Here is a 19881-nt window from a genome sequence, read left to right as displayed (position 1 = left end):
CTGATTCGCCCGCGGCCAGCCTCTTCCCGTAGCATTGCGCCTGCGCCCGAAACCGCAGCCCGCGCCTCCGATGCGGCGCTGCGCGAACCCACCACAGGAGCCTCCACCGATGATCAAGCACGGCCTGCAGATCTTCGCCTGCAACGCCAGCCGCGAGCTCGCATGCGACATCAGCAACCGCCTCGGCCTGCGTCCGGGCCGGATCGACATCTCGCGCTTCTCCAACGACAACCTGCGCGTGCAGATCCAGGAGAACGTGCGCGAGCGCGACGTCTTCGTCGTGCAGTCCTTCACCGAGCCGGTGAGCGAGCACATCATGGAGCTGATGATCACGCTCGACGCGCTGCGCAGCGCCTCGGCGCAGCGCATCACCGCGGTGATCCCCTACTACTCGTACGCGCGCTCGGACAAGAAGGACGCGCCGCGCATCTCGATCACCGGACGCCTGATCGCCGACCTGCTGCAGACCGCCGGCGCGAACCGGGTGCTGACCATGGACCTGCACGCCGACCAGGTGCATGGCTTCTTCAGCGTGCCGGTCGACCACCTCACCGCGGTGTCGCTGATCGCCGAGCACTTCCGCAACCGCTACGACCTGTCGAACATGGTCGCGGTGGCCACCGACGCGGGCGGCGCCAAGCGCACCGGGCGCTTTTCCGAGAAGCTCGGCATCCCGATGGCGATCATCGACAAGCGCCGCGTGTCGGACACCGCGGTCAAGCAGGGCGCGGTGGTGGGCGAGGTGGCCGGGCGCGACGTGGTGATCTTCGAGGACGAGATCGCCACCGCCGGCACCCTGGTATCGTCGGTCGACACGCTGAAGGCCGCGGGCGCGCGCAGCATCCACGCCGCCGCCACCCACGGCGTGCTGTGCGGCCCGGCGATCGAGCGCCTGCGCGCGGCGGCGATCGATTCGGTGGTGGTGACCAACACCGTCGCCTTGCCCGAGGACAAGCGCCTCGACAAGCTCACCGTGCTCAACGTCGCGCCGCTCTTCGCCGCGGCGATCGAGCGCATCCACAGCGGCCAGAGCGTGGGCGCGCTGTTCGAGTGAGCGGAAGCGCGCTCAGTTGAGCACGAAATCCCCATCCGGCTGCGGCGCGGGCGGCGGCGTGTCGCCGAGCAACTCGCGCAGGCTGGCATCGATGGAGGCGACGATGGCGTCGAGCGCCAGGTCGTTCGTCATTGTGCCGAAGGGCTCCTCGATCTCGTCACTGAGCGCCTCGAGCGCGAAGAAGGTGTAGGACACAAAGCCCACCACCAGCGGCGTCATCCAGCCCGTCGTGTCCACCAGGCCGAAGGGCAGCAGCATGCAATACGTGTACGAGCTGCGGTGCAGGATCACCGTGTAGGTGAAGGGCAGCGGCGTATTTGCGATGCGCTCGCAGCCGCCGAGCGCGGCCGACAGCGCGTCGAGCGAGCCCTCCATGTGCTGCGCCAGCATCGGCGACAGGCAGCCCGCCTCGCGGCGGTCGCGCACCCATTGGCCGAGCCACAGCAGGACCAGCGCAGGCGCGAAGCGGGCGGTCCGCACGCGCGCAAGCACCTCGTCCGGAAGCAGGCCGTCCAGGCCCTCGTCGCGTGGACGGCCGCGCAACTGGTTGCGCATCGTGCCCGCGAAGGCGATCAGGCCGAGCACGAAGGGGCGTGCATCGACGTCGCCGCGCGTCAGGGTCAAGGCATGCCGCGACAGGTTGCGCGCCTCTACCAGCACGACGCCCCAGAATTTGCGCGCCTCCCAGTAGCGGTCGTAGCTCGCGTTGATACGAAAGCCGAGGAAGATCGCCAGGGCGACCCCCATCAGCGAGAACGGCGCGGAGGTCAGCGTGACCTTGACGTGGAAGAGCTGGCCGTGCGCGAGCACCACCGCGCAGGACAGCAACAGCACGAAGAGCTGCTGCGAGAGGATGCGCGGCAACAGCGAGCCGCGGCGGACGAAGAGCAGGTGAATCCAGTGCGGACGGGGGCGGACGATCACGACGGACAGGCGCGGGGCGCAGCGCAAAGGCGTGGATTCTGCCAGCTTCGCGGCGATGGGGTGTGATTTCGATCGTCGTCGACGCCATCGCCCCCCTCGCCGTCCGACCCGCCCGTACGCCGCCCTCACGGAAGAGTTCGACGCCACCACCGAGCCTGCGGTGCATCGCGGCGCAGGCGTCGGCCCCTCACTCGTCCGGCCGCGCAGACACCAGCCAGTAAGTCACGCCGAGCGCGAGCACGATCACGCCGATCGCGAACAGGTACATCGGTGCCAGCGTCGCCAGGTCGAGCACGATCACCTTGCGCGCGATCGCCATCAAGGCCGTGGCGATCACCAGCTTGACGTGGATGACGTCGTCGCGCAGGTAGAGCGTGATATTGACGAAGATCTCGATCGCGATCAGCACCGCCAGGAAGGCGGCGAAGACCACGAAGATGTCGTTGAGGTCGAGCAGCAGGAAGGGCGGATCGGACAGCTTCTCGTAGAGCACGAGGACGACGTCGGCCACCGTCCACAGGATCACCGCCACCATCAGCACCGCCAGCACCCGGATCGCCTGGCGGATGACCCAGTGCAGGCGGTCGATCAGCGGGTCGTCGACACGATCGCCGAGGTGGTTGTCGTGGGCCTTGGCGGCTCCGGGCCTCATTCCCTCCATGACTGCCTCCCTGGCTTTGGCGACGAACGCGCCGGATCCTCGTCCGGCCGCGCTCGCCGTCTCGTTCGTCCGGGCACGCCCTAGTGCGGGCGCGTGCCCCACTTCTCCAGCGCGCGGGCCAGCACCTCGACCTCGGCCGAGGTCTCCACGCCGTCGGCGCTGACGATGTCCTGCATGGTGCGCAGCAGGGCCTGCTGCAGCCTGGGGTCGGCGATGTCCTCGAGCAACAGGTCGAGCACCTCGTCGGCCACCTTCAGGCGCATGCCGTCCAGGTAGTGCGCGCTCAGCAGCAGATCGTCGCAGTATTCGCGCAGGATGCGCTCGAACTCCACGCTGCCGATGCCGAGGCGGCGGGCGAGGTCGGTGTGCATCATCGTGTCGACCTCGTTGCGGTCCAGGCCGCCGTCGGCGAGCACGGTGAGGGCGAGCAGGCGGGCGGCCGCCGGGGTGCTGTTCGTTTCGTAGTGGCGCATGGCGTGGTCTCCTTTCGTGTGCGGTCTCTTGCGTCGCCGCGCGCTCCCGGGGGGTGCGCCGCGGCCGACGAGTGCAGACTACGGGAGAAGCCTTCGCCGAAAAAGTCGACTACGATTAGTCTATCGATCGATCTTTTCGACGGAACTGAAGACTATGGGCAGCAGCGACCTCAACTACAAGCACCTGCGCTACTTCTGGACCGTTGCGCGCGTGGGCACCATCGCCGAGGCCGGGCGGGTGCTCGGGCTGGCGCCGCACTCGATCAGCGCGCAGCTCGCCACCTTCGAGGGGGCGCTCGGCGTCACCCTGTTCCGCCGCAGCGGCCGCCGCCTGGCGCTGACCGAGGCGGGCGAGCGTATCCTGGGCCAGGCCGAGGAGATCTTCGCGCTCGGGGACCAGATCGTGGAGACGCTGCGCGACGACAGCCTGCGCCGCAGCCTGCCGTTTCGCATCGGCATTCCGGACTCGATGCCGAAGTCGATGGTGCACCGCCTGATCGAGCCGGCGCTGCGCCTGGAGCGCCCGGGCAGGCTGGTGTGCCGCGAGTCTCCGCTGTCCGAGCTGCTCGCCGAGCTCGCGGTGCACCGCCTCGACCTGGTGATCGCCGACCGCCCGATCCCGCCCGAGGTCAGCGTGCGCGGCCACGAGCACCTGCTCGGCGAGAGCACGCTGAGCGTGTTCGCCGCGCCGGCGCTGGCCGAGCGCCTGCGCGGCGATTTCCCGCGCCGGCTCGACGGCGCGCCCTTCCTGCTGCCGGGCGAGGACGTCGCCCACCGCGGCGCGCTGCTGCAGTGGTTCGAGCGCATGCGCATCCGCCCGGCGATCGTCGCCGAGTTCGACGACAGCGCGCTGATGAAGGCCTTCGGCCAGGCCGGCGACGGCGTCTTCGCCGCGCCCACCACGATCGCCGACTACGTTTGCCGGCAGTACGGGGTGCGCGTGCTCGGCGAGGTGCCGGAAGCGCGCGCGCGGGTATACGCGATCACCACCGAGCGCAGGCTCTCGCATCCGGCGATGCAGGCGATCCACAGCGCGGCCGCGCGCGCGCTGACGCCGGCGGCCGCGGGCTGAGCGCCGGCCGGCCTGCTGCGCGCGCGTCGTTCAACCCTGCTGCGCGTCGGCCTGCTGCTGGGCGATCTCGGCGCGCACCTGGTCCATGTCGAGGCCGCGCACGCCCTCGATCACCTGGTTCAGCGCGCTCGCCGGCAGCGCGCCGGACTCGCGGAACACCATGACACCCTCGCGGATCACCGCGATGGTGGGAATGGAGCGGATCTGGAAGGCGGCGGCGAGGTCCTGCTGGGCCTCGGTGTCGACCTTGCCGAACACGATGTCGGGGTTGGCCTCGGCCGCCGCCTCGTAGGTCGGCGCGAAGTTGCGGCAGGGACCGCACCAGGCCGCCCAGAAGTCGAGGAACACGATCGGGTTCTGCTCGACGGTCTCGTTGAAGTTGTCGGCGGTTAGTTCGAGGGTGGCCATCTGCGGCTCCAATCCATATTAGCGAATGACGATGATACGCCGCAAGGGTCACGGAGGGGTCGGGCATTTCGCCTAGAATACCTGTTTGGACCCATTCGAAAAGGAAATCCCATGATCCGTTCCCGCGCCGCTGTCGCCTGGGCTGCGAAGCAGCCGCTCGAAGTCACCGAAGTGGACGTCGCCCCGCCCAAGGCCGGCGAGGTGCTGGTGCGCATCGTCGCTACCGGCGTCTGCCATACCGACGCCTACACGCTGTCGGGCGCGGACCCGGAGGGCATCTTCCCGGCCATCCTCGGCCACGAGGGCGGCGGCATCGTCGAGGCGGTGGGCGAAGGCGTGAGCTCGGTGGCGGTCGGCGACCACGTGATCCCGCTGTACACGCCCGAATGCGGCAAGTGCAAGTTCTGCCTGTCGGGCAAGACCAACCTCTGCCAGGCCATCCGCGCCACCCAGGGCAAGGGCCTGATGCCCGACGGCAGCAGCCGCTTCAGCAAGGACGGCAAGCCGATCTTCCACTACATGGGCACCTCCACCTTCTCGGAATACACCGTGCTTCCCGAGATCAGCGTGGCGAAGATCCGCAAGGACGCCCCGCTCGACAAGGTCTGCCTGCTCGGCTGCGGCGTCACCACCGGCATCGGCGCGGTGCGCAACACCGCCAAGGTGGAGGCCGGCGCCAGCGTGGCGGTGTTCGGGCTCGGCGGCATCGGCCTGTCGGCGATCATCGGCGCGGTCATGAACAAGGCCGCGCGCATCGTCGCGGTGGACATCAACCCCGAGAAGTTCGAGATCGCGCGCCAGCTCGGCGCCACCGACTGCATCAACCCGCTCGACTACGACCGCCCGATCCAGGAGGTCATCGTAGACCTCACCGACGGCGGCGTGGACTACTCCTTCGAGTGCATCGGCAACGTCAAGGTGATGCGCTCGGCGCTGGAGTGCTGCCACAAGGGCTGGGGCGAGTCGGTGATCATCGGCGTGGCCGGCGCGGGCGAGGAGATCTCCACCCGCCCCTTCCAGCTCGTCACCGGCCGGGTGTGGCGCGGCTCGGCCTTCGGCGGCGTGCGCGGGCGCAGCGAGCTGCCCGCCTACGTCGACATGGCGCAGCGCGGCGAGATCCCGCTCGACACCTTCATCACCCACCGCATGGGGCTGGAGGACATCAACAAGGCCTTCGACCTCATGCACGAGGGCAAGAGCATCCGCTCGGTGATCCTGTACTGATGACGGAGGCCGCGATGACGACCGCCCCCGAGCAACTCGCCGCCAACCGCAGCTTCGGCGGCTGGCACCGCCGCTTCCGCCACCGCTCGGCGGTGCTGGGCTGCGACATGGTGTTCGCGATCTACCTGCCGCCGCAGGCCGAGGCCGGCCCCGTGCCGGTGCTGTACTGGCTGTCCGGGCTCACCTGCACCGACGAGAACTTCATGCAGAAGGCCGGCGCCCAGCGCCTGGCCGCCGAGCTCGGCATCGCCATCGTCGCGCCCGACACCAGCCCGCGCGGCACCGGGGTGCCGGGCGACCCGGACGGCGCATGGGACTTCGGGCTGGGCGCGGGCTTCTACGTGAACGCGACCGAGGAGCCGTGGCGCCGCCACTACCGCATGTACGACTACGTGGTGGAGGAGCTCCCCGCGCTCGTCGAGGCGCACTTCCCGGTGAGCGACGCGCGCTCGATCTCGGGACATTCGATGGGCGGGCACGGCGCGCTGGTGTGCGCGCTGAAGAACCCGGGGCGCTACCGCGCGGTGTCGGCCTTCGCGCCGATCGCCAACCCGAGCGCCTGCCCCTGGGGCGAGAAGGCGTTCGCGCGCTACCTCGGCGCGGAGCGCGCGCGCTGGCTGGAGTGGGACGCCTGCGCGCTGATCGCCGGCGCCACCGAACGCCTGCCGCTGCTGGTGGACCAGGGCGAGGCCGACGGCTTCCTCGCCGAGCAGCTCCGCCCCGAGGCCCTGCGCGCCGCCTGCACCGCCGCCGGACATCCGCTGAACCTGCGCCTGCAGCCGGGCTACGACCACAGCTACTACTTCATCGCCAGCTTCATCGACGACCACCTGCGCCACCACGCCGCCGCGCTGCGCGGCTGAGAGCGCCGCATTCGCGCCTGCCGGCGCCGCCGCGTGAAGAACCTCGCGCGCAGGCGGGCGGCGGGACGGGCGCCCGCTCAGAGCAGCGGCGCCAGCCAGCGCGCGGCTTCGTCGACCTCCATGCCGGTACGGCGCGCCCAGTCCTCGAGCTGGTCGCGGCCGATCTTCGAGATCGCGAAATAGTGGCTCTCGGGGTGGGCGAAGTAGAAGCCGCTCACCGCCGCCGCCGGCATCATCGCGTAGCTCTCGGTGAGCTCCATGCCGATGCGCTCGCGCGCGCCGAGGAGCTCGAACAGCGGACCCTTGACGGTGTGGTCCGGGCAGGCCGGATAGCCCGGCGCCGGGCGGATGCCGCGGTACTGCTCGGCGATCAGCGCGGCGTTGTCGAGCGTCTCGTCGGCGGCGTAGCCCCAGCACTCGCGGCGCACGCGCTCGTGCAGCCACTCGGCGCAGGCCTCGGCGAGGCGGTCGGCCAGGCTCTTCAACATGATCGCGTGGTAGTCGTCGTGCGCGGCCTCGAACGCGGCGACCCTGGGCTCGATGCCGAGGCCGGCGGTCACCGCGAAGGCGCCGACCCAGTCGGGCACGCCCGAGTCCTTGGGCGCGACGAAGTCCGCGAGGCACCAGTGCGGCTTGCCCGCCGGGCGCTCGTGCTGCTGACGCAGGCCGTGCCACACCATGGCCAGGTGCTTGCGGTCCTCGCCGGTGTAGAGCTCGATGTCGTCGCCCACCGCGTTGGCCGGGAACAGGCCGAACACCGCCTTCGCCTGCAGCCACTCCTCGGCGACGATCTTGTCCAGCATCGCCTTGCCGTCGGCGAACACGTTGCGCGCGGCCTCACCCACCACTTCGTCGTCGAGGATGGCGGGGAAGCGGCCGGCGAGGTCCCAGGTCTGGAAGAACGGGCCCCAGTCGATGTAGTCGACCAGCTCGCCGAGCTCGACGTCGATCGCCTGCACGCCCAGCATGTTCGGGCGCGGCGGCTGGTATTCGGAGGCGACGCGGAAGGCGTTGGCGCGCGCAGCCTCGAGGCTCACCAACTGCATGCCCTTCTTGTTGGCGTGCAGCGCGCGGATCTTCTCGTAGTCGGCGGCGACCTCGGCCTTGAAGGCCTCGCTCCGGCCTTCGGACAGCAGCGCGGTGACCACGCCCACCGCACGCGAGGCGTCGGGCACGTACACCACCGGCTGATCGTAGTGCGGCGCGATCTTGATCGCGGTGTGGTTGCGGCTGGTGGTGGCGCCGCCGATCAGCAGCGGCACGGAAAAGCCCTGGCGCTTCATCTCGGCGGCGACGTGGGCCATCTCCTCGAGCGAGGGCGTGATCAGGCCGGACAGGCCGATCGCCTGCGCGCCGTGCTCCTTCGCCGCCTCGAGGATCTTCGCTGCCGGCACCATCACGCCGAGGTCGATCACCTCGTAGCCATTGCAGCCGAGCACCACGCCGACGATGTTCTTGCCGATGTCGTGCACGTCGCCCTTGACCGTGGCGACGACGATACGGCCCTTGCTGCTGGCGCCGGTGCGCAGCTTCTCGGCCTCGATGTAGGGGATCAGGTGCGCCACCGCCTGCTTCATGACGCGCGCCGACTTCACCACCTGGGGCAGGAACATCTTGCCCGCGCCGAAGAGGTCGCCGACCACGTTCATGCCGGCCATCAGCGGGCCCTCGATCACCGCCAGCGGCGGCTTGCCCGCGGCCTCCAGCTTCGCCCTCACCTCCTCGGTATCGGCGACGACGAACTCGGTGATGCCCTTGACCAGCGCGTGGCTCAAGCGCTCCTCGACCGCCCACTCGCGCCAGGCGAGGTCCTGCGCGGACTCCTTGGCCTGGCCCTTCACCGTCTGCGCGAACTCGACCAGCGCCTCGCCCGCCCCGGGCTTGCGGTTCATCACCACGTCCTCGACCTTGTCGCGCAGCTCGGGCGCGAGCTCGTCATAGACGCCGAGCTGGCCGGCATTGACGATGCCCATCGACAAGCCGGCCTTGATCGCGTGGTAGAGGAACACGGTGTGGATCGCCTCGCGCACCGGGTCGTTGCCGCGGAAGCTGAAGGACACGTTCGACACCCCGCCCGAGGTCTTGGCGTACGGCAGGTTCTCCTTGATCCAGGCCACCGCGTTGATGAAGTCGACCGCGTAGTTGTCGTGCTCCTCGATGCCGGTGGCGATGGCGAAGATGTTGGGGTCGAAGATGATGTCCTCGGCCGGGAAGCCGGCGCCGCCCTCGGCCACCGGCTTCACCAGCAGCCTGTAGGCGCGCTCGCAGATCTCGGTCTTGCGGCGGAAGGTGTCGGCCTGACCCTTTTCGTCGAAGGCCATCACGATCACTGCCGCACCATAGCGGCGTGCGAGCCGCGCCTGGCGCAGGAACTCTGCCTCGCCCTCCTTCATCGAGATCGAGTTGACCACGCCCTTGCCCTGGATGCACTTGAGGCCGGCCTCGATCACCGACCACTTCGACGAGTCGAGCATGATCGGCACACGCGAGATGTCGGGCTCGGTGGCGATCAACTTGCAGAAGCGCTCCATGGCGGCGACCGAATCCAGCATCGCCTCGTCCATGTTGATGTCGATGACCTGGGCACCGTTTTCGACCTGCTGGCGCGCCACCGCGAGCGCGTCGTCGAAGCGGCCCTCGAGGATCATGCGCGCGAAGGCCTTGGAACCGGTGACGTTGGTGCGCTCGCCGACGTTGACGAAAAGACTGTCGCCGCCGACGTTGAAGGGCTCCAGCCCGGACAGGCGCAGCTTTTTCTCCAGCACCGGCACGGCGCGCGGCGCCAGGCCCCGGACCGCTTCGGCGATCGCCGCGATGTGCGCCGGCGTGGTGCCGCAGCAGCCGCCGACGATGTTCACCAGGCCGCTCTGCGCCCACTCGCGAATCTGGCCGGCGAGGTGCTCGGGCGTCTCGTCGTAGCCGGTGGGCGACAGCGGGTTGGGCAGGCCGGCGTTGGGGTGGGCGGACACGTGGGTGTCGCAGGCGGTGGAGAGTTCCTCGACGTACTGGCGCAGCTGGTCGGCGCCGAGCGCGCAGTTGAGGCCGAAGCTGATCGGCTGCGCGTGGCCGAGCGAGTTCCAGAAGGCCTCCGCGGTCTGGCCCGACAGCGTGCGGCCCGAGGCGTCGGTGATGGTGCCGGAGATCATCACCGGCCAGCGCCGGCCGAGGTCCTCGAACAGCTTCTCGATCGCGAACACCGCCGCCTTGGCATTCAGCGTATCGAAGATGGTCTCGATCAGCAGGATGTCGGCACCGCCTTCGAGCAGGCCCTTCGCCGAGGCGTAGTAGTCGTCGGCAAGCGCATCGAAGCTGATGTTGCGGTAGCCGGGATCGTTCACATCGGGCGAGATCGACAGCGTGCGCGAGGTCGGCCCGAGCACGCCGGCGCAGAAGCGCGGCCTGGCGGGGTCCTTTGCGGTGTATTCGTCGCACAGCCGGCGCACCAGGCGGGCGCCCTCGACGTTGAGCTCGTAGGCCAGCGCCTCCAGGCCGTACTCCGCCTGCGACACGCGGGTGGCGTTGAAGGTGTTGGTCTCGATGAGGTCGGCGCCAGCCTCGAGGTAGGCGCGATGGATACCGGCGACCACGTCCGGACGCGTGAGCACCAGCAGATCGTTGTTGCCCTTGAGGTCCTTGGGGTGGTCGAGGAAGCGCTCGCCGCGGTAGTCCGCCTCGCCCAGCTTCTCCTGCTGGATCATCGTGCCCATGGCGCCGTCCAGGATCAGGATGCGCTCGGCGAGAAGCTGGCGGAGTTCGATGCTGCGGTCGGCTTGCATGGGATGTCCTCGGTCGTTCGACGGTCGCCGGGCAACGCCACGCACAAATGCGAACGGCGCCACAAACCGGCTGAAGGTTTGTGAGCGCCGTTGATCGGTTGCCGAGCCTGGCCCCGGATCGATCAGGGGGTCGCAGCGCTCCTCGGCAGGCCCAGAATTCTATCGGCAGCATGCGCCCGCTGCCAAGGGCGGCGGCCTACCAGAAGAAGGGGTGCCCGAACGGCCGCGGGAAGAAGGGGCCGGGATAACCCCAGCCGATGCCCCAGCCCCAGGGATGGCCGTAGTAGCCGCTCCAGCCCCCGAGGACGGCGCCGTCACGCGGGAACACGTAGGTCTGGCTGGTCCGCACCACCTTGCCGTCGATGAAGTGCACGTTGAACAGGACGGCGATCCCAGGACCGTCGTTGCGGATGTTCCAGTCCCACACCTCCTCGCCCGAGTTGCGGAAGCGCTGCTCGGAGCGGTGGGTGCCGAGCAGGCGCGAGACCTGCTCCTTGTCCATGCCGCGCTCGACGCGGGCGAGATTCTCGGGGGCGAGCGCATCCCACTGGCGCAGCACGATCCCGCCCCGGTCGACCTGCACCATCAGGCAGCTGCGACCGTTGGGCTGGGTGGAATACTCCAGCGTGACCGTGCCGTCGTCGTTGTTCCAGCGCCGCGTGGGCTCACCGCGCGCGGACAGGGCCTCGGCCTCTGTGGTGTAGGGACGCGGCGGCTCGAAGCTCGCGCAACCTGCGAGCAGGACGGCCAGCAATACAGGCCACAGCCAGCACAGCGGCGAAGCCTGGGCGCGGACGGACGGGGTGCTGGGGAAATACATCGAGGCCTCCCTGCTAACGCTTGAACTGGGTATGTCTTCCGGTTCCGGTCACTCGCCCTTCGTTGTTGAACGACACCGTGAAGAAGACCGGATCGTTCGTGCCGTCGGGACCGCGCGAGATCCGCCACTCCCACACCGTCTCCTGCTTGAGCTGGAAGAACTGGCTGGACGCCGGCTTGCCAAGCAGGCGACGCACCTGGTCGCCATTCATGCCGTGTTGGACCTTGGCGAAGGTCTCCTCGTTCAGCACCTGGTCGATGCGGCGCAGGATCTGGTCGGGGCCGATGGTGATCATGAAGCACTCGATCCCCTCCGGCTGACGGCTGAACTCCCAGGTGAGCGAGCCGTCCTCGTTGCGCCATTCCATGTGTGGCGGGCCGAAGCGCTCGCGCACCTCGGCGGAGGTGGACACCCCGGGCTTGAGCTCCTTCACGTTGATATAGTCGCAGGCCGTGATGCCGAGCGCGGACAGCAGGCCACAAAGCCAGGCGAGGATGCGTTTCATCCGGATTCTCCGTTGATCGACGGCATGTGCCAGCGGCCGCCGGGACGCCCTCCAGCCATGCACGGGCCCGGCCGGGAGCGCAGCGACGCCATCAGCATCGATGATGCCGAGCCGTTTTGCAATCGGGGAATGGTGAGGCTTTGCAATCGCACGCGGGGGTCGCAAGCGCTCGCGGCGGCGGCCGCGAACGCTTGCATTTCGGAACAAGCCGCCCGCCGAGCGGGCGGGCGCGATCACTTCATGTCGGCGATCGACTCGTACCTGTTGCCGCTGACCTTGAAGAAGGCGTAGTTGCCCGGCACGTCGCCGGCGGCATCGAACTCGTGGTCGCCGCCGGCGCCCTTGTAGTCGATGTCCTTGCCTTCGGCGATCAGCTTCTTGGCCTTGGCCCACTCGCCCGCCAGGATCGGCTCGCCGGGCGCGGTCGCCACCGCGCGCAGCGACTCGGCCAGCTTGGTCTTGTCGCCCCCCGCCTTCTCGATCGCCAGCGCGGCGAGGAAGGCGGCGTCGTAGGAGGTGGTGGCGAACACGGCGTCGATGTTCTCGCCCGCGGCCTTGAAGGCCTTGTTGAAGTTGTCGAGCGAGGCCGAGGCCTCGCCCACCGGGGCGGACACGAAGAAGCCACCGAGGTTGGCCGCGCCGATCGCCTTGACCAGACCCTCGGACTTCATGCCGTCGGCGCCGACGAAGGTCTTGAAGAAGTTGTTCTCGAGCGACTGGCGCAGGATGCTCAGGCCGGTGCCATCGCCGTAATCGAAGATGACCAGGGTGTCTGCGCCACCGCGGGCGAGCGTGGCCAGCTCGGAGCGGTAGGAGGCCTTGCCCTCCTCGTGGCCCGAATAGCCGGCGATGGTGCCGCCGTTGGCCTCGAACTCGGACTTGAAGGATTCGGCCAGGCCCTTGCCGTAATCGTTGTTCAGGTAGGCCACCGCCACCTTGGAGATGCCGCGCGCCTTGAGGGTGCGCGCCAGGGCGCGGCCCTGGTAGTCGTCGGACGGCAGCGTGCGGTAGACGAGGTCCTTGTCCTTGAGCTTGGTGATCTCGGGCGAGGTGCCGGAAGGGGTGATCATCAGAACGCCGGCGGGGATGGTCACCGAGTTCGCCGAGGCGAGCACCGCGCCCGAGCAGGCCGGACCGACGACCGCGATCACGCGGTCGATGTTCACCGCCTTGGTGGCGACGTCGGTGGCGTTCTGCGGGTTGCAGGCGCTGTCGCCGAGCACGACCTCGAGCTTGCCGCCCTTGAGGATGCCGCCCTGTTCGTTGACGTGGGCGACCGCCAGCTTGGAGGCCGCCGCCATCGGCGGCGCGAGCGCCGCGATCGGGCCCGAGATGGCCGCCATCAGGCCGAGCTTGACGTCCTGGGCGTGGGCCGGTGCGGCGACGACCGCGGCGCCGAGCATGGCGCCGACCACTGCTGCGACTGTTCTTTTCTTCACCTTTGTCACCTCCTGAATGTGCCGAAGCACCTGATGGACGATGCGGGCCCGCCGCGGGCCCGCCACGAAGTTCTGGTCACGGTCGCGCGCAGCTCAACGATGCGGCGGCGAACCCGCCTGGCGCTCGGGCAGGATGCCCTCGGGGCGGAAGCGCAGCACCAGCTGCAAGGTCAGGCCGATGATGAACACGCGCGCATACTTGGCCTGCACCGCGACCTCGGTGGGCAGGCGGTCGGTGAGCAGCTCGGACACCGACCAGATGATCCAGATGACCGCCGCGCCGAGGATGGCACCGCGGTTGTTCCCGGAGCCGCCCAGGATCAGCATGATCCAGATGAGGAAAGTGGCGATCATGGGGTCGATCGCCTCGGGGGTGATCGAGCGGTTGAAGTGCACGAACAGCGCGCCCGCCAGCCCCATCAGCGCCGAGCCGAACACGAAGGCCTGCAGCCGGCGCGCCTCGACCTGCTTGCCCATCGCCGCGGCGGCGAGCTCGTTGTCGCGGATCGCCCGCATCATGCGCCCCCACGGCGCCTTCACCTGGCGCTCGACGAGCAGGTAGGCGATCAGCACCAGGGTGGCGACGATCGCCAGGTAGGCGATCTGCGAGGGCATGTAGTCGAGGTCGCCGAAGGGACGGGGCACGCCGGTGACGCCGCGCACGCCGCCGGTGAGCCAGCCTTCGGTGCGGATCACAAGGCGGATGATCTCGGCGATGCCGATGGTGGCGATGGCGAGGTAGTCGGAGCGGAAGCGCAGGCAGATCTTGCCGATCGGCCACGCGATCAGCGCCGCCGCCGCCATCGCCGCCAGCCAGCCGACCACGAGCGGCAGCTCGTAACCGCCCAGCCGGCCGGTGGCGGGCAGGCTGGTGAGGATCGCGGAGGTGTAGGCGCCGACCGCGAAGAAGCCCGCGATGCCGGCGTTGAAAAGGCCGGTGAAGCCCCACTGGATGTTCAGCCCGAGCGCGAGCAGCGCGTAGATGCCGATCAGGATGGCCATGAAGACCGCGTAGTTGGCGAGTCCGAGCAGATCCATCAGAGCACCTTGCCGTTGAGCAGGCCGCGCGGGCGGACGAGCAGGATCAGCAGCAGCAGCGCGAAGGCGGTGGCCGCCTTGTACTGCGCCGGCAGGATGAAGATCGACAGCTCCTCGGCGATGCCCACGATCAGCCCGCCGAGCACCGCGCCCTCGACCCGACCCACACCACCGAGGATGGCGGCGGCGAACATCGGCAGCAGCACCTGCCAGCCCATCATCGAGTGCAGCTCGTTGTTGATGCCGAGCATGAAGCCCGAGGCCGCGCACAGCGCGCCGACGATCGCCCAGGTGAGCATGGTGACCTTGCGGTTATCCACGCCCGAAAGCCGCGCGAGGTCGGGGTTGTCCGACATCGCCCGCATCGCCTTGCCCCAGCGCGAATGGCGCAGGAAAAGGGTCAGCCCGATCACGATCGCCACCACCGCGGCCAGCGTGTACAGCTCGCGGTCGCGCAGCAGGATGCCGAAGTATTCGTCCGGGCGCACGATGCCGCTGGCGTAGGTGCGCGGATCGACGCCGAACACCACCTGCACCACCGCGCGCAGCATCAGCGCGACGCCGAGCGAGGCCATCACGGTCATGATCTTGGGCCGTGCCTTGAGGTAGTCGTAGAACAGCTTGTCGACGACGATCGCCACCACCGCGACCGCCGCCATCGCGATCGGCAGCGCCGCCCAAGGGGTGAGCCCGGCGGTGACCAGGGCGAGCGCGACGAAGGCGCCCAGCGTGGCCATGTCGCCGTGGGCGAAGTGGGAGAAGCGCAGGATGCCGAACACCAGCGTGATCCCGATCGCGCCCACCGCGTAGATCGAGCCGAGCACGACGCCGGGCACGATGTGGAAGTTGAGGAAGTCCATGAAGCTCATGAGCGCCGGACTCCCTTAGCCGCCGAGGAACATTTCGGCCACCTCGCGATCCGCGAGCAGGGCCTGTCCGCTGCCCTCGTGGCGGTTGGCGCCGGTGGCGAGCACGTAGCCGCGGTCGCAGAAGGCGAGCGCCTGCTTGGCGTGCTGCTCGACGAGCAGGATGGAGACACCGGCGTCGCGCACGTCGCGGGTGATCTGGAAGATCTGTTCCATGTACTTGGGGGAGAGGCCGGCGGTGGGTTCGTCGAGCAGCAGCAGCTTGGGATCGAGCATCAGCGCGCGCCCCATCGCCACCATCTGGCGCTGGCCGCCGGAAAGGTCGCCGGCAAGGTTGCGGCGCTTGGCCTTGAGGTCGGGGAAGAGCCCGTAGATGCGATCGTAGGCGGCGGCGAGGTCGCCGCGGCGCAGGAAGGCGCCCATCTCGAAGTTCTCGTGCACCGTCATCTCGCGGAACACGTTGTCCACCTGCGGCACGTAGCAGATGCCGCGCTGCACGATGCGGTCGGGCGCCCAGCCGGTGATGTCCTCGCCGTCGAAGACGATATTGCCGCCGCGGATCGTGAGCAGGCCGAACACGGATTTCATCGCGGTGGACTTGCCGGCGCCGTTGGGGCCGACGATGACGACGATCTCGCGCTCGCCCACGGTCATCGACACCCCGTGCAGGATGTCGGCGTCGCCGTAGCCGCCGCGCACGTCCTTCATTTCGAGGAGCGCCATCACAGGTCCTCCCGGTGCAGTTCCTGCTCGCGCAGTTCCTCGACCTTGGGGTCGTGCTCGGCAGCCTCGCGCTCGACCGCGGTCGGCGTCTCGCCGAGGTAGGCCTCGAGCACGCGGGAATCGGAGCGCACTGTATGGAAATCGCCCTGGATCAGCACCTTGCCCTCGGCCATGCACACCACCGGAGCGCACAGCTTCTCGATCATCTCCATGTCGTGCTCGATGAGGATGAAGGTGTAGCCGCGCTCGCGGTTGAGGATGAGGATCTTCTCCTCGAGCTTGCGCAGCAGGGTGCGGTTGACACCGGCGGCGGGCTCGTCGAGCAACACCAGTTTGGCGTCGGTCATCATCGTGCGGCCGAGCTCGAGCAGTTTCTTCTGCCCGCCGGACAGGTTGCCCGCGCGCTCGTCGGCGACGTGAGTCAGTTCCAGGAAGGCGAGCGTGTCGTCGGCCTTCTGGCGCACCGCCTCTTCGGCCGCGCGCACCTTGCCGGCGGCGAACCAGTTGGCGAAGAGGTTCTCGCCGGGTTGCCGCGGCGGCACCATCATCAGATTCTCGCGCGCGGTGAGGTTGTGGAACTCGTGGGGGATCTGGAAGGTGCGTACCAGGCCTTTGTGGAAGCGCGCGTCGGTAGGCAGCGCGGTGATGTCCTCGCCGAGGAAGCGGATGGTGCCCGCGGTCGGCTGCAGGGCGCCGGCGACCAGGTTGAACAGCGTGGTCTTGCCCGCGCCGTTGGGGCCGATGAGGCCGAGGATCTCGCCCTTGGCCACCCGCAGGGTGCAGCCATCCACGGCATGGAAGCCGCCGAAGGCTTTGACCAGGCCATCCACTTCGAGCATAGCGTTGCGATTCCTTGCGGCGAGAAGAGCGCGACAGAGGCGGCGTGAGCCGGCCCACCGGCACATGAACGTGACGCCCCGAGCAGGGCGGTCGATAACACACGGATACTAGAACGAGGCGTGACCTTAGCCGAATGCATCCGCGACAAAAATAGGGGCCAACCACTACGGGCGTGGCGCGACCTTGCTACGCCGCACCCTCGCGCACGTGCGCGCCCAGCCGCCACCATGCCATCCACGCACACAGGCCGAGCGCGGTGAACATGCCCATCCCCGACGCCAGCCCGAGCGGACTCGACCACAACAGCGGCGCCACCAGCGCCGAGCTTGCCGCGTTGAAGCCGATCTGCAGGAAGCTCTGGCAGCTCGACGCCATTCCGCGGCGCTCGGGAAAGATCTCCAGCCCGAGCAGGCTCATGCTCGGCATCGCCACCGCCATGCCGCAGCTGAACAAGCCGATCGGCAGCACCGAGACCGGCACCGCGGGGACGAGGAGGCCCGACACCGCGGCGTTGGCCACCACCGCCGCGAACATCAAGACGAAGCCGAAGCCCACCGTGCGCACCGGCGACCAGCGCCCGGCCACGCGCTCGGAGAGCGTCGAGCCGATCATCATCCCGCCCACCGCCGGACCGAACAGCCACACGAAACCGCCACTGCCCAGGCTCAGATGCTCGAGGATGAACACCGGCGCCGAGAGCACGTAGAGGAAGAAACCGTTGAAGTTCAGCGCCACCCCGAGCGCCAGCAACATGAAGGCCGGGTGGCGGAAGATCGCCAGGTAGGCGCGCAGCAGCGGCCGCGGATGCAGCGGCTGGCGGTCCTCCTCGGCGAGCGTCTCGGGCAGGAAGCGCCACGTCGTCCACGCGAGCGCGAGCCCGAAAAGGGCGAGGAAGAAGAAGATCGCCCGCCAGCCTGCGAGCGCGAGCAGGCCCGCGCCCAGCATCGGCGCCAGCGCCGGAGCGAGCGCGAAGATCAGCATCACCCGCGACATCAGGCGCTGCGCCTGCGGCCCCTCGTGCAGGTCGCGCACCACCGCACGCCCGACCACGATGCCCGCGCCGCCGCTCAGCCCCTGCAGCGCGCGCCCGAACCACAGCCACTCGATGCTCGGCGCCAGCGCGCACACCAGCGAGGCGAGCGCGAACACCACCGTCAACGCGACCAGCACGCGGCGACGCCCGAAACGGTCGGCGAGCGCGCCGTGCCATAGCACCATGGACGCGAGCGCCACCATGTAGATCGTCAGCGTCTGCTGCACCTCCAGCCGGCTCGCGCCCAACGCCGCCGCGATCGCCGGAAAGGCGGGCAGATAGGCATCGATCGCGAACGGGCCGATCGAGGACAGGGCTGCCAGCAGCGAAGCGAGGCGGGCGTGGGTGAGCGGTCGGATCATGTACGCCTTGGGGCGGACTCCTGGTGTCGTCGTCCGCAGCCGACGGCGCACGGGGCGCGGGGTCGTTCAGCGGGAGTCGAGGCTGCGCCGGTACTGGATCGCCTCGGCCACCTGGGCTGCCCCCGGACGGGACGCGCCGGCGAGATCGGCGAGCGTGCGCGCGACGCGCAGGACACGATGATACGCCCGCGCCGACAGGTCGAGCCGCTGCATCGCCTGGCGCAGCAGGGTTTCGCCGCCCGGATCGGGGCGACAGTGGCGCTCCACCTCGCCGGCCGGCAGGCGGGCGTTCGGACAGCCCTGACGCGTTGCCTGCAGCGCACGCGCCGCCGCCACCCGCGCGCGCACCGCGCTGGAGGGCTCGCCCGGCGGGCTTTCGAGCAGGACCTCCGGCGCGATTGCAGGCACCTCGACGGTGAGGTCGATGCGGTCGAGAAAGGGGCCGGACAGCCGCCCGCGGTAGCGCGCCACCTGCTCGGGCGTGCACCGGCAGGCGCGGCGCGGATCACCGAGATGGCCGCAGGGACAGGGATTCATTGCCGCGACGAGCTGGAAGCGGGCAGGGAATTCGGCGCGCCGGCGCGCGCGCGACACCGTGACGGTGCCGGTCTCGAGCGGCTCGCGCAGGGACTCGAGCACACGGCGGTCGAACTCGGGCAGCTCGTCGAGGAACAGCACGCCGTGGTGCGCGAGCGAGATCTCGCCCGGGCGCGGCACCGCGCCGCCGCCCACCAGCGCCGCCGCCGAGGCCGAGTGATGCGGCGACCGAAAAGGTCTGCGGTGGAAGCTGCGCGGATCCAGGCGCCCCTCGATCGAGGCCACCGCGGCGGCCTCGATCGCCTCGTCCTCGTCCATCGCCGGCAGCACGCCGGGCAGACGCTGCGCCAGCATCGACTTGCCGGTACCCGGCGGTCCGAACAGCAGCAGGGAATGCCCGCCCGCCGCGGCGACCTCGAGCGCACGCCGCGCCTGCAGTTGACCGCGCACATCGGCGAGATCGGGCAGCCCGGCGGCGTCCTCGTCCTCGGGGGCCGCCGCGAGCGCCGGCTCGAGGCGGGTGTGTCCGTTGAGATGCGCGCACACCGCGCCCAGGCTGTCGGCCGGGAGCACGGTGGCGCTGCGCGCGAGCGCGGCCTCGGCCGCATTGGCGGGCGCCAGCACCAGCGCGCGTCCGGCGCGCGCGGCGGCGAGCGCTGCCGAGAGCACCCCGCGCACCGGGCGCAATCCGCCGTTCAGCGAAAGCTCGCCGCACAGCTCCAGGCGCGGGAGCAGCCGCTCGGCCACCTGGCCGGAGGCGGCGAGGATGCCAATCGCGATCGCGAGATCGAAGCGCCCGCCCTCCTTGGGCAGGTCTGCAGGCGCCAGGTTGACGGTGATGCGGCGCTGGGGAAACTCGAACTGCGCCGACTGGATCGCCGCACGCACGCGGTCGCGCGCCTCGCGCACCTCGGTGTCGGCGAGGCCGACGAGATGGAACTGCGGCAGGCCGTTGCCCAGGTGGACCTCGACCGTGACCGGGGGCGCCTCGATCCCGTCGAGCGCGCGCGCATGAACGAGGGCGAGCGACATCTGCGACTCCGGACGGAAAGGAATCGTCAGTCTAGCGGAGCCGCGGTCGATGACAAAGAAATATGCGGAACGCGGGACCGGGGGCATTCGGTCACGAGACGCATACGGTGTTTCATGCAGACGCGAACGCAGCATCCAGCGTGTCGCGACGCCCATCGCCACCCACCGTCCGTTCGCGGCTGGCGCCGCTCCTACGAGGTTTCCGGGAACCTTGCCGGTTTCCGCAGGAGC

At 69.4% G+C, this 19881-nt stretch carries 18 protein-coding genes and 1 riboswitch; of the genes, 4 read left to right on the top strand and 14 right to left on the bottom strand.

The window, feature by feature from the left end; genetic code table 11:
* Positions 1–109 precede the first annotated feature (109 nt).
* Positions 110–1054: a ribose-phosphate diphosphokinase gene (locus TMZ1T_RS02980; RefSeq protein ID WP_012584541.1), complete on the top strand. Its 945-nt coding sequence runs from the start codon at positions 110–112 to the stop codon at positions 1052–1054.
* A gap of 12 nt (positions 1055–1066) precedes the next feature.
* Here the strand turns inward: TMZ1T_RS02980 and TMZ1T_RS02975 are convergent, their stop codons facing one another.
* The 3 genes from TMZ1T_RS02975 to TMZ1T_RS02965 all read right to left on the bottom strand — a co-directional run bounded on the left by TMZ1T_RS02975 (position 1067) and on the right by TMZ1T_RS02965 (position 3112).
* Positions 1067–1978 (bottom strand): bestrophin family protein, encoded by a 912-nt coding sequence (locus TMZ1T_RS02975; protein WP_041589774.1) that lies wholly within the window; start codon positions 1976–1978, stop codon positions 1067–1069.
* Positions 1979–2165: 187 nt separating this feature from the next.
* A complete protein-coding gene (locus TMZ1T_RS02970) occupies positions 2166–2639 on the bottom strand; it encodes a phosphate-starvation-inducible PsiE family protein (protein ID WP_012584539.1) in 474 nt (157 codons plus the stop codon).
* A gap of 80 nt (positions 2640–2719) precedes the next feature.
* Positions 2720–3112 (bottom strand): TerB family tellurite resistance protein, encoded by a 393-nt coding sequence (locus TMZ1T_RS02965; protein WP_012584538.1) that lies wholly within the window; start codon positions 3110–3112, stop codon positions 2720–2722.
* Between the two features lie 154 nt (positions 3113–3266).
* Here TMZ1T_RS02965 and TMZ1T_RS02960 point away from each other — a divergent pair, with 154 nt between their 5' ends.
* A complete protein-coding gene (locus TMZ1T_RS02960) occupies positions 3267–4184 on the top strand; it encodes a LysR family transcriptional regulator (RefSeq protein ID WP_012584537.1) in 918 nt (305 codons plus the stop codon).
* A gap of 30 nt (positions 4185–4214) precedes the next feature.
* Here TMZ1T_RS02960 and trxA read toward each other — a convergent pair whose 3' ends face one another.
* Positions 4215–4592, bottom strand: coding sequence for a thioredoxin (gene trxA, locus TMZ1T_RS02955; protein WP_012584536.1), 378 nt, complete (start codon positions 4590–4592; stop codon positions 4215–4217).
* A gap of 111 nt (positions 4593–4703) precedes the next feature.
* Between trxA and TMZ1T_RS02950 the strand changes: the two genes are divergently transcribed.
* Together TMZ1T_RS02950 and fghA are read left to right on the top strand one after the other, a co-directional pair.
* The gene (locus TMZ1T_RS02950) at positions 4704–5816 is read left to right on the top strand and encodes an S-(hydroxymethyl)glutathione dehydrogenase/class III alcohol dehydrogenase (protein ID WP_012584535.1); all 1113 of its coding nucleotides are present in this window, start codon (positions 4704–4706) and stop codon (positions 5814–5816) included.
* A 14-nt stretch (positions 5817–5830) separates the two neighbouring features.
* Positions 5831–6679: an S-formylglutathione hydrolase gene (gene fghA / locus TMZ1T_RS02945; protein ID WP_012584534.1), complete on the top strand. Its 849-nt coding sequence runs from the start codon at positions 5831–5833 to the stop codon at positions 6677–6679.
* A 77-nt stretch (positions 6680–6756) separates the two neighbouring features.
* Here fghA and metH read toward each other — a convergent pair whose 3' ends face one another.
* The 10 genes from metH to TMZ1T_RS02895 form a co-directional block, all read right to left on the bottom strand.
* Entirely contained in the window at positions 6757–10455 is a 3699-nt protein-coding gene (gene metH / locus TMZ1T_RS02940; RefSeq protein WP_012584533.1) for a methionine synthase, read from the bottom strand.
* Positions 10456–10530: 75 nt separating this feature from the next.
* Positions 10531–10605: riboswitch (S-adenosyl-L-homocysteine riboswitch) on the bottom strand.
* A 46-nt stretch (positions 10606–10651) separates the two neighbouring features.
* Positions 10652–11275 carry a hypothetical protein gene (locus TMZ1T_RS02935; protein ID WP_012584532.1) on the bottom strand — a complete coding sequence of 208 codons (624 nt, stop codon included), beginning with the start codon at positions 11273–11275 and terminating at the stop codon, positions 10652–10654.
* Positions 11276–11288: 13 nt separating this feature from the next.
* Positions 11289–11780, bottom strand: a complete 492-nt coding sequence (gene bamE / locus TMZ1T_RS02930; protein ID WP_012584531.1) for an outer membrane protein assembly factor BamE domain-containing protein — start codon at positions 11778–11780, stop codon at positions 11289–11291.
* A 233-nt stretch (positions 11781–12013) separates the two neighbouring features.
* Positions 12014–13219, bottom strand: coding sequence for an ABC transporter substrate-binding protein (locus TMZ1T_RS02925; protein WP_012584530.1), 1206 nt, complete (start codon positions 13217–13219; stop codon positions 12014–12016).
* A 93-nt stretch (positions 13220–13312) separates the two neighbouring features.
* A complete protein-coding gene (locus TMZ1T_RS02920) occupies positions 13313–14257 on the bottom strand; it encodes a branched-chain amino acid ABC transporter permease (RefSeq protein ID WP_004310392.1) in 945 nt (314 codons plus the stop codon).
* Positions 14257–15126, bottom strand: coding sequence for a branched-chain amino acid ABC transporter permease (locus TMZ1T_RS02915; protein WP_004310394.1), 870 nt, complete (start codon positions 15124–15126; stop codon positions 14257–14259). The genes TMZ1T_RS02920 and TMZ1T_RS02915 overlap by 1 nt, the downstream gene beginning before the upstream one ends.
* 15 nt (positions 15127–15141) lie before the next feature.
* A complete protein-coding gene (locus tag TMZ1T_RS02910) occupies positions 15142–15846 on the bottom strand; it encodes an ABC transporter ATP-binding protein (RefSeq protein ID WP_004310396.1) in 705 nt (234 codons plus the stop codon).
* Positions 15846–16685, bottom strand: a complete 840-nt coding sequence (locus TMZ1T_RS02905; RefSeq protein ID WP_004310398.1) for an ABC transporter ATP-binding protein — start codon at positions 16683–16685, stop codon at positions 15846–15848. Before TMZ1T_RS02905 ends, TMZ1T_RS02910 begins: the two co-directional genes overlap by 1 nt.
* A 187-nt stretch (positions 16686–16872) precedes the next feature.
* On the bottom strand, positions 16873–18081 hold the full coding sequence (locus TMZ1T_RS02900; protein ID WP_004310400.1) for a multidrug effflux MFS transporter: 1209 nt from the start codon (positions 18079–18081) through the stop codon (positions 16873–16875).
* Positions 18082–18147: 66 nt separating this feature from the next.
* A complete protein-coding gene (locus TMZ1T_RS02895) occupies positions 18148–19650 on the bottom strand; it encodes a YifB family Mg chelatase-like AAA ATPase (RefSeq protein ID WP_041589606.1) in 1503 nt (500 codons plus the stop codon).
* Between the last annotated feature and the right edge of the window lie 231 nt (positions 19651–19881).

Source organism: Thauera aminoaromatica (assembly GCF_000021765.1).
Taxonomy (GTDB): Bacteria; Pseudomonadota; Gammaproteobacteria; order Burkholderiales; family Rhodocyclaceae; genus Thauera; species Thauera aminoaromatica.
The sequence above is the reverse complement of the archived record's forward strand: the minus strand, read 5'-3'. Positions and strand labels throughout refer to the sequence as shown.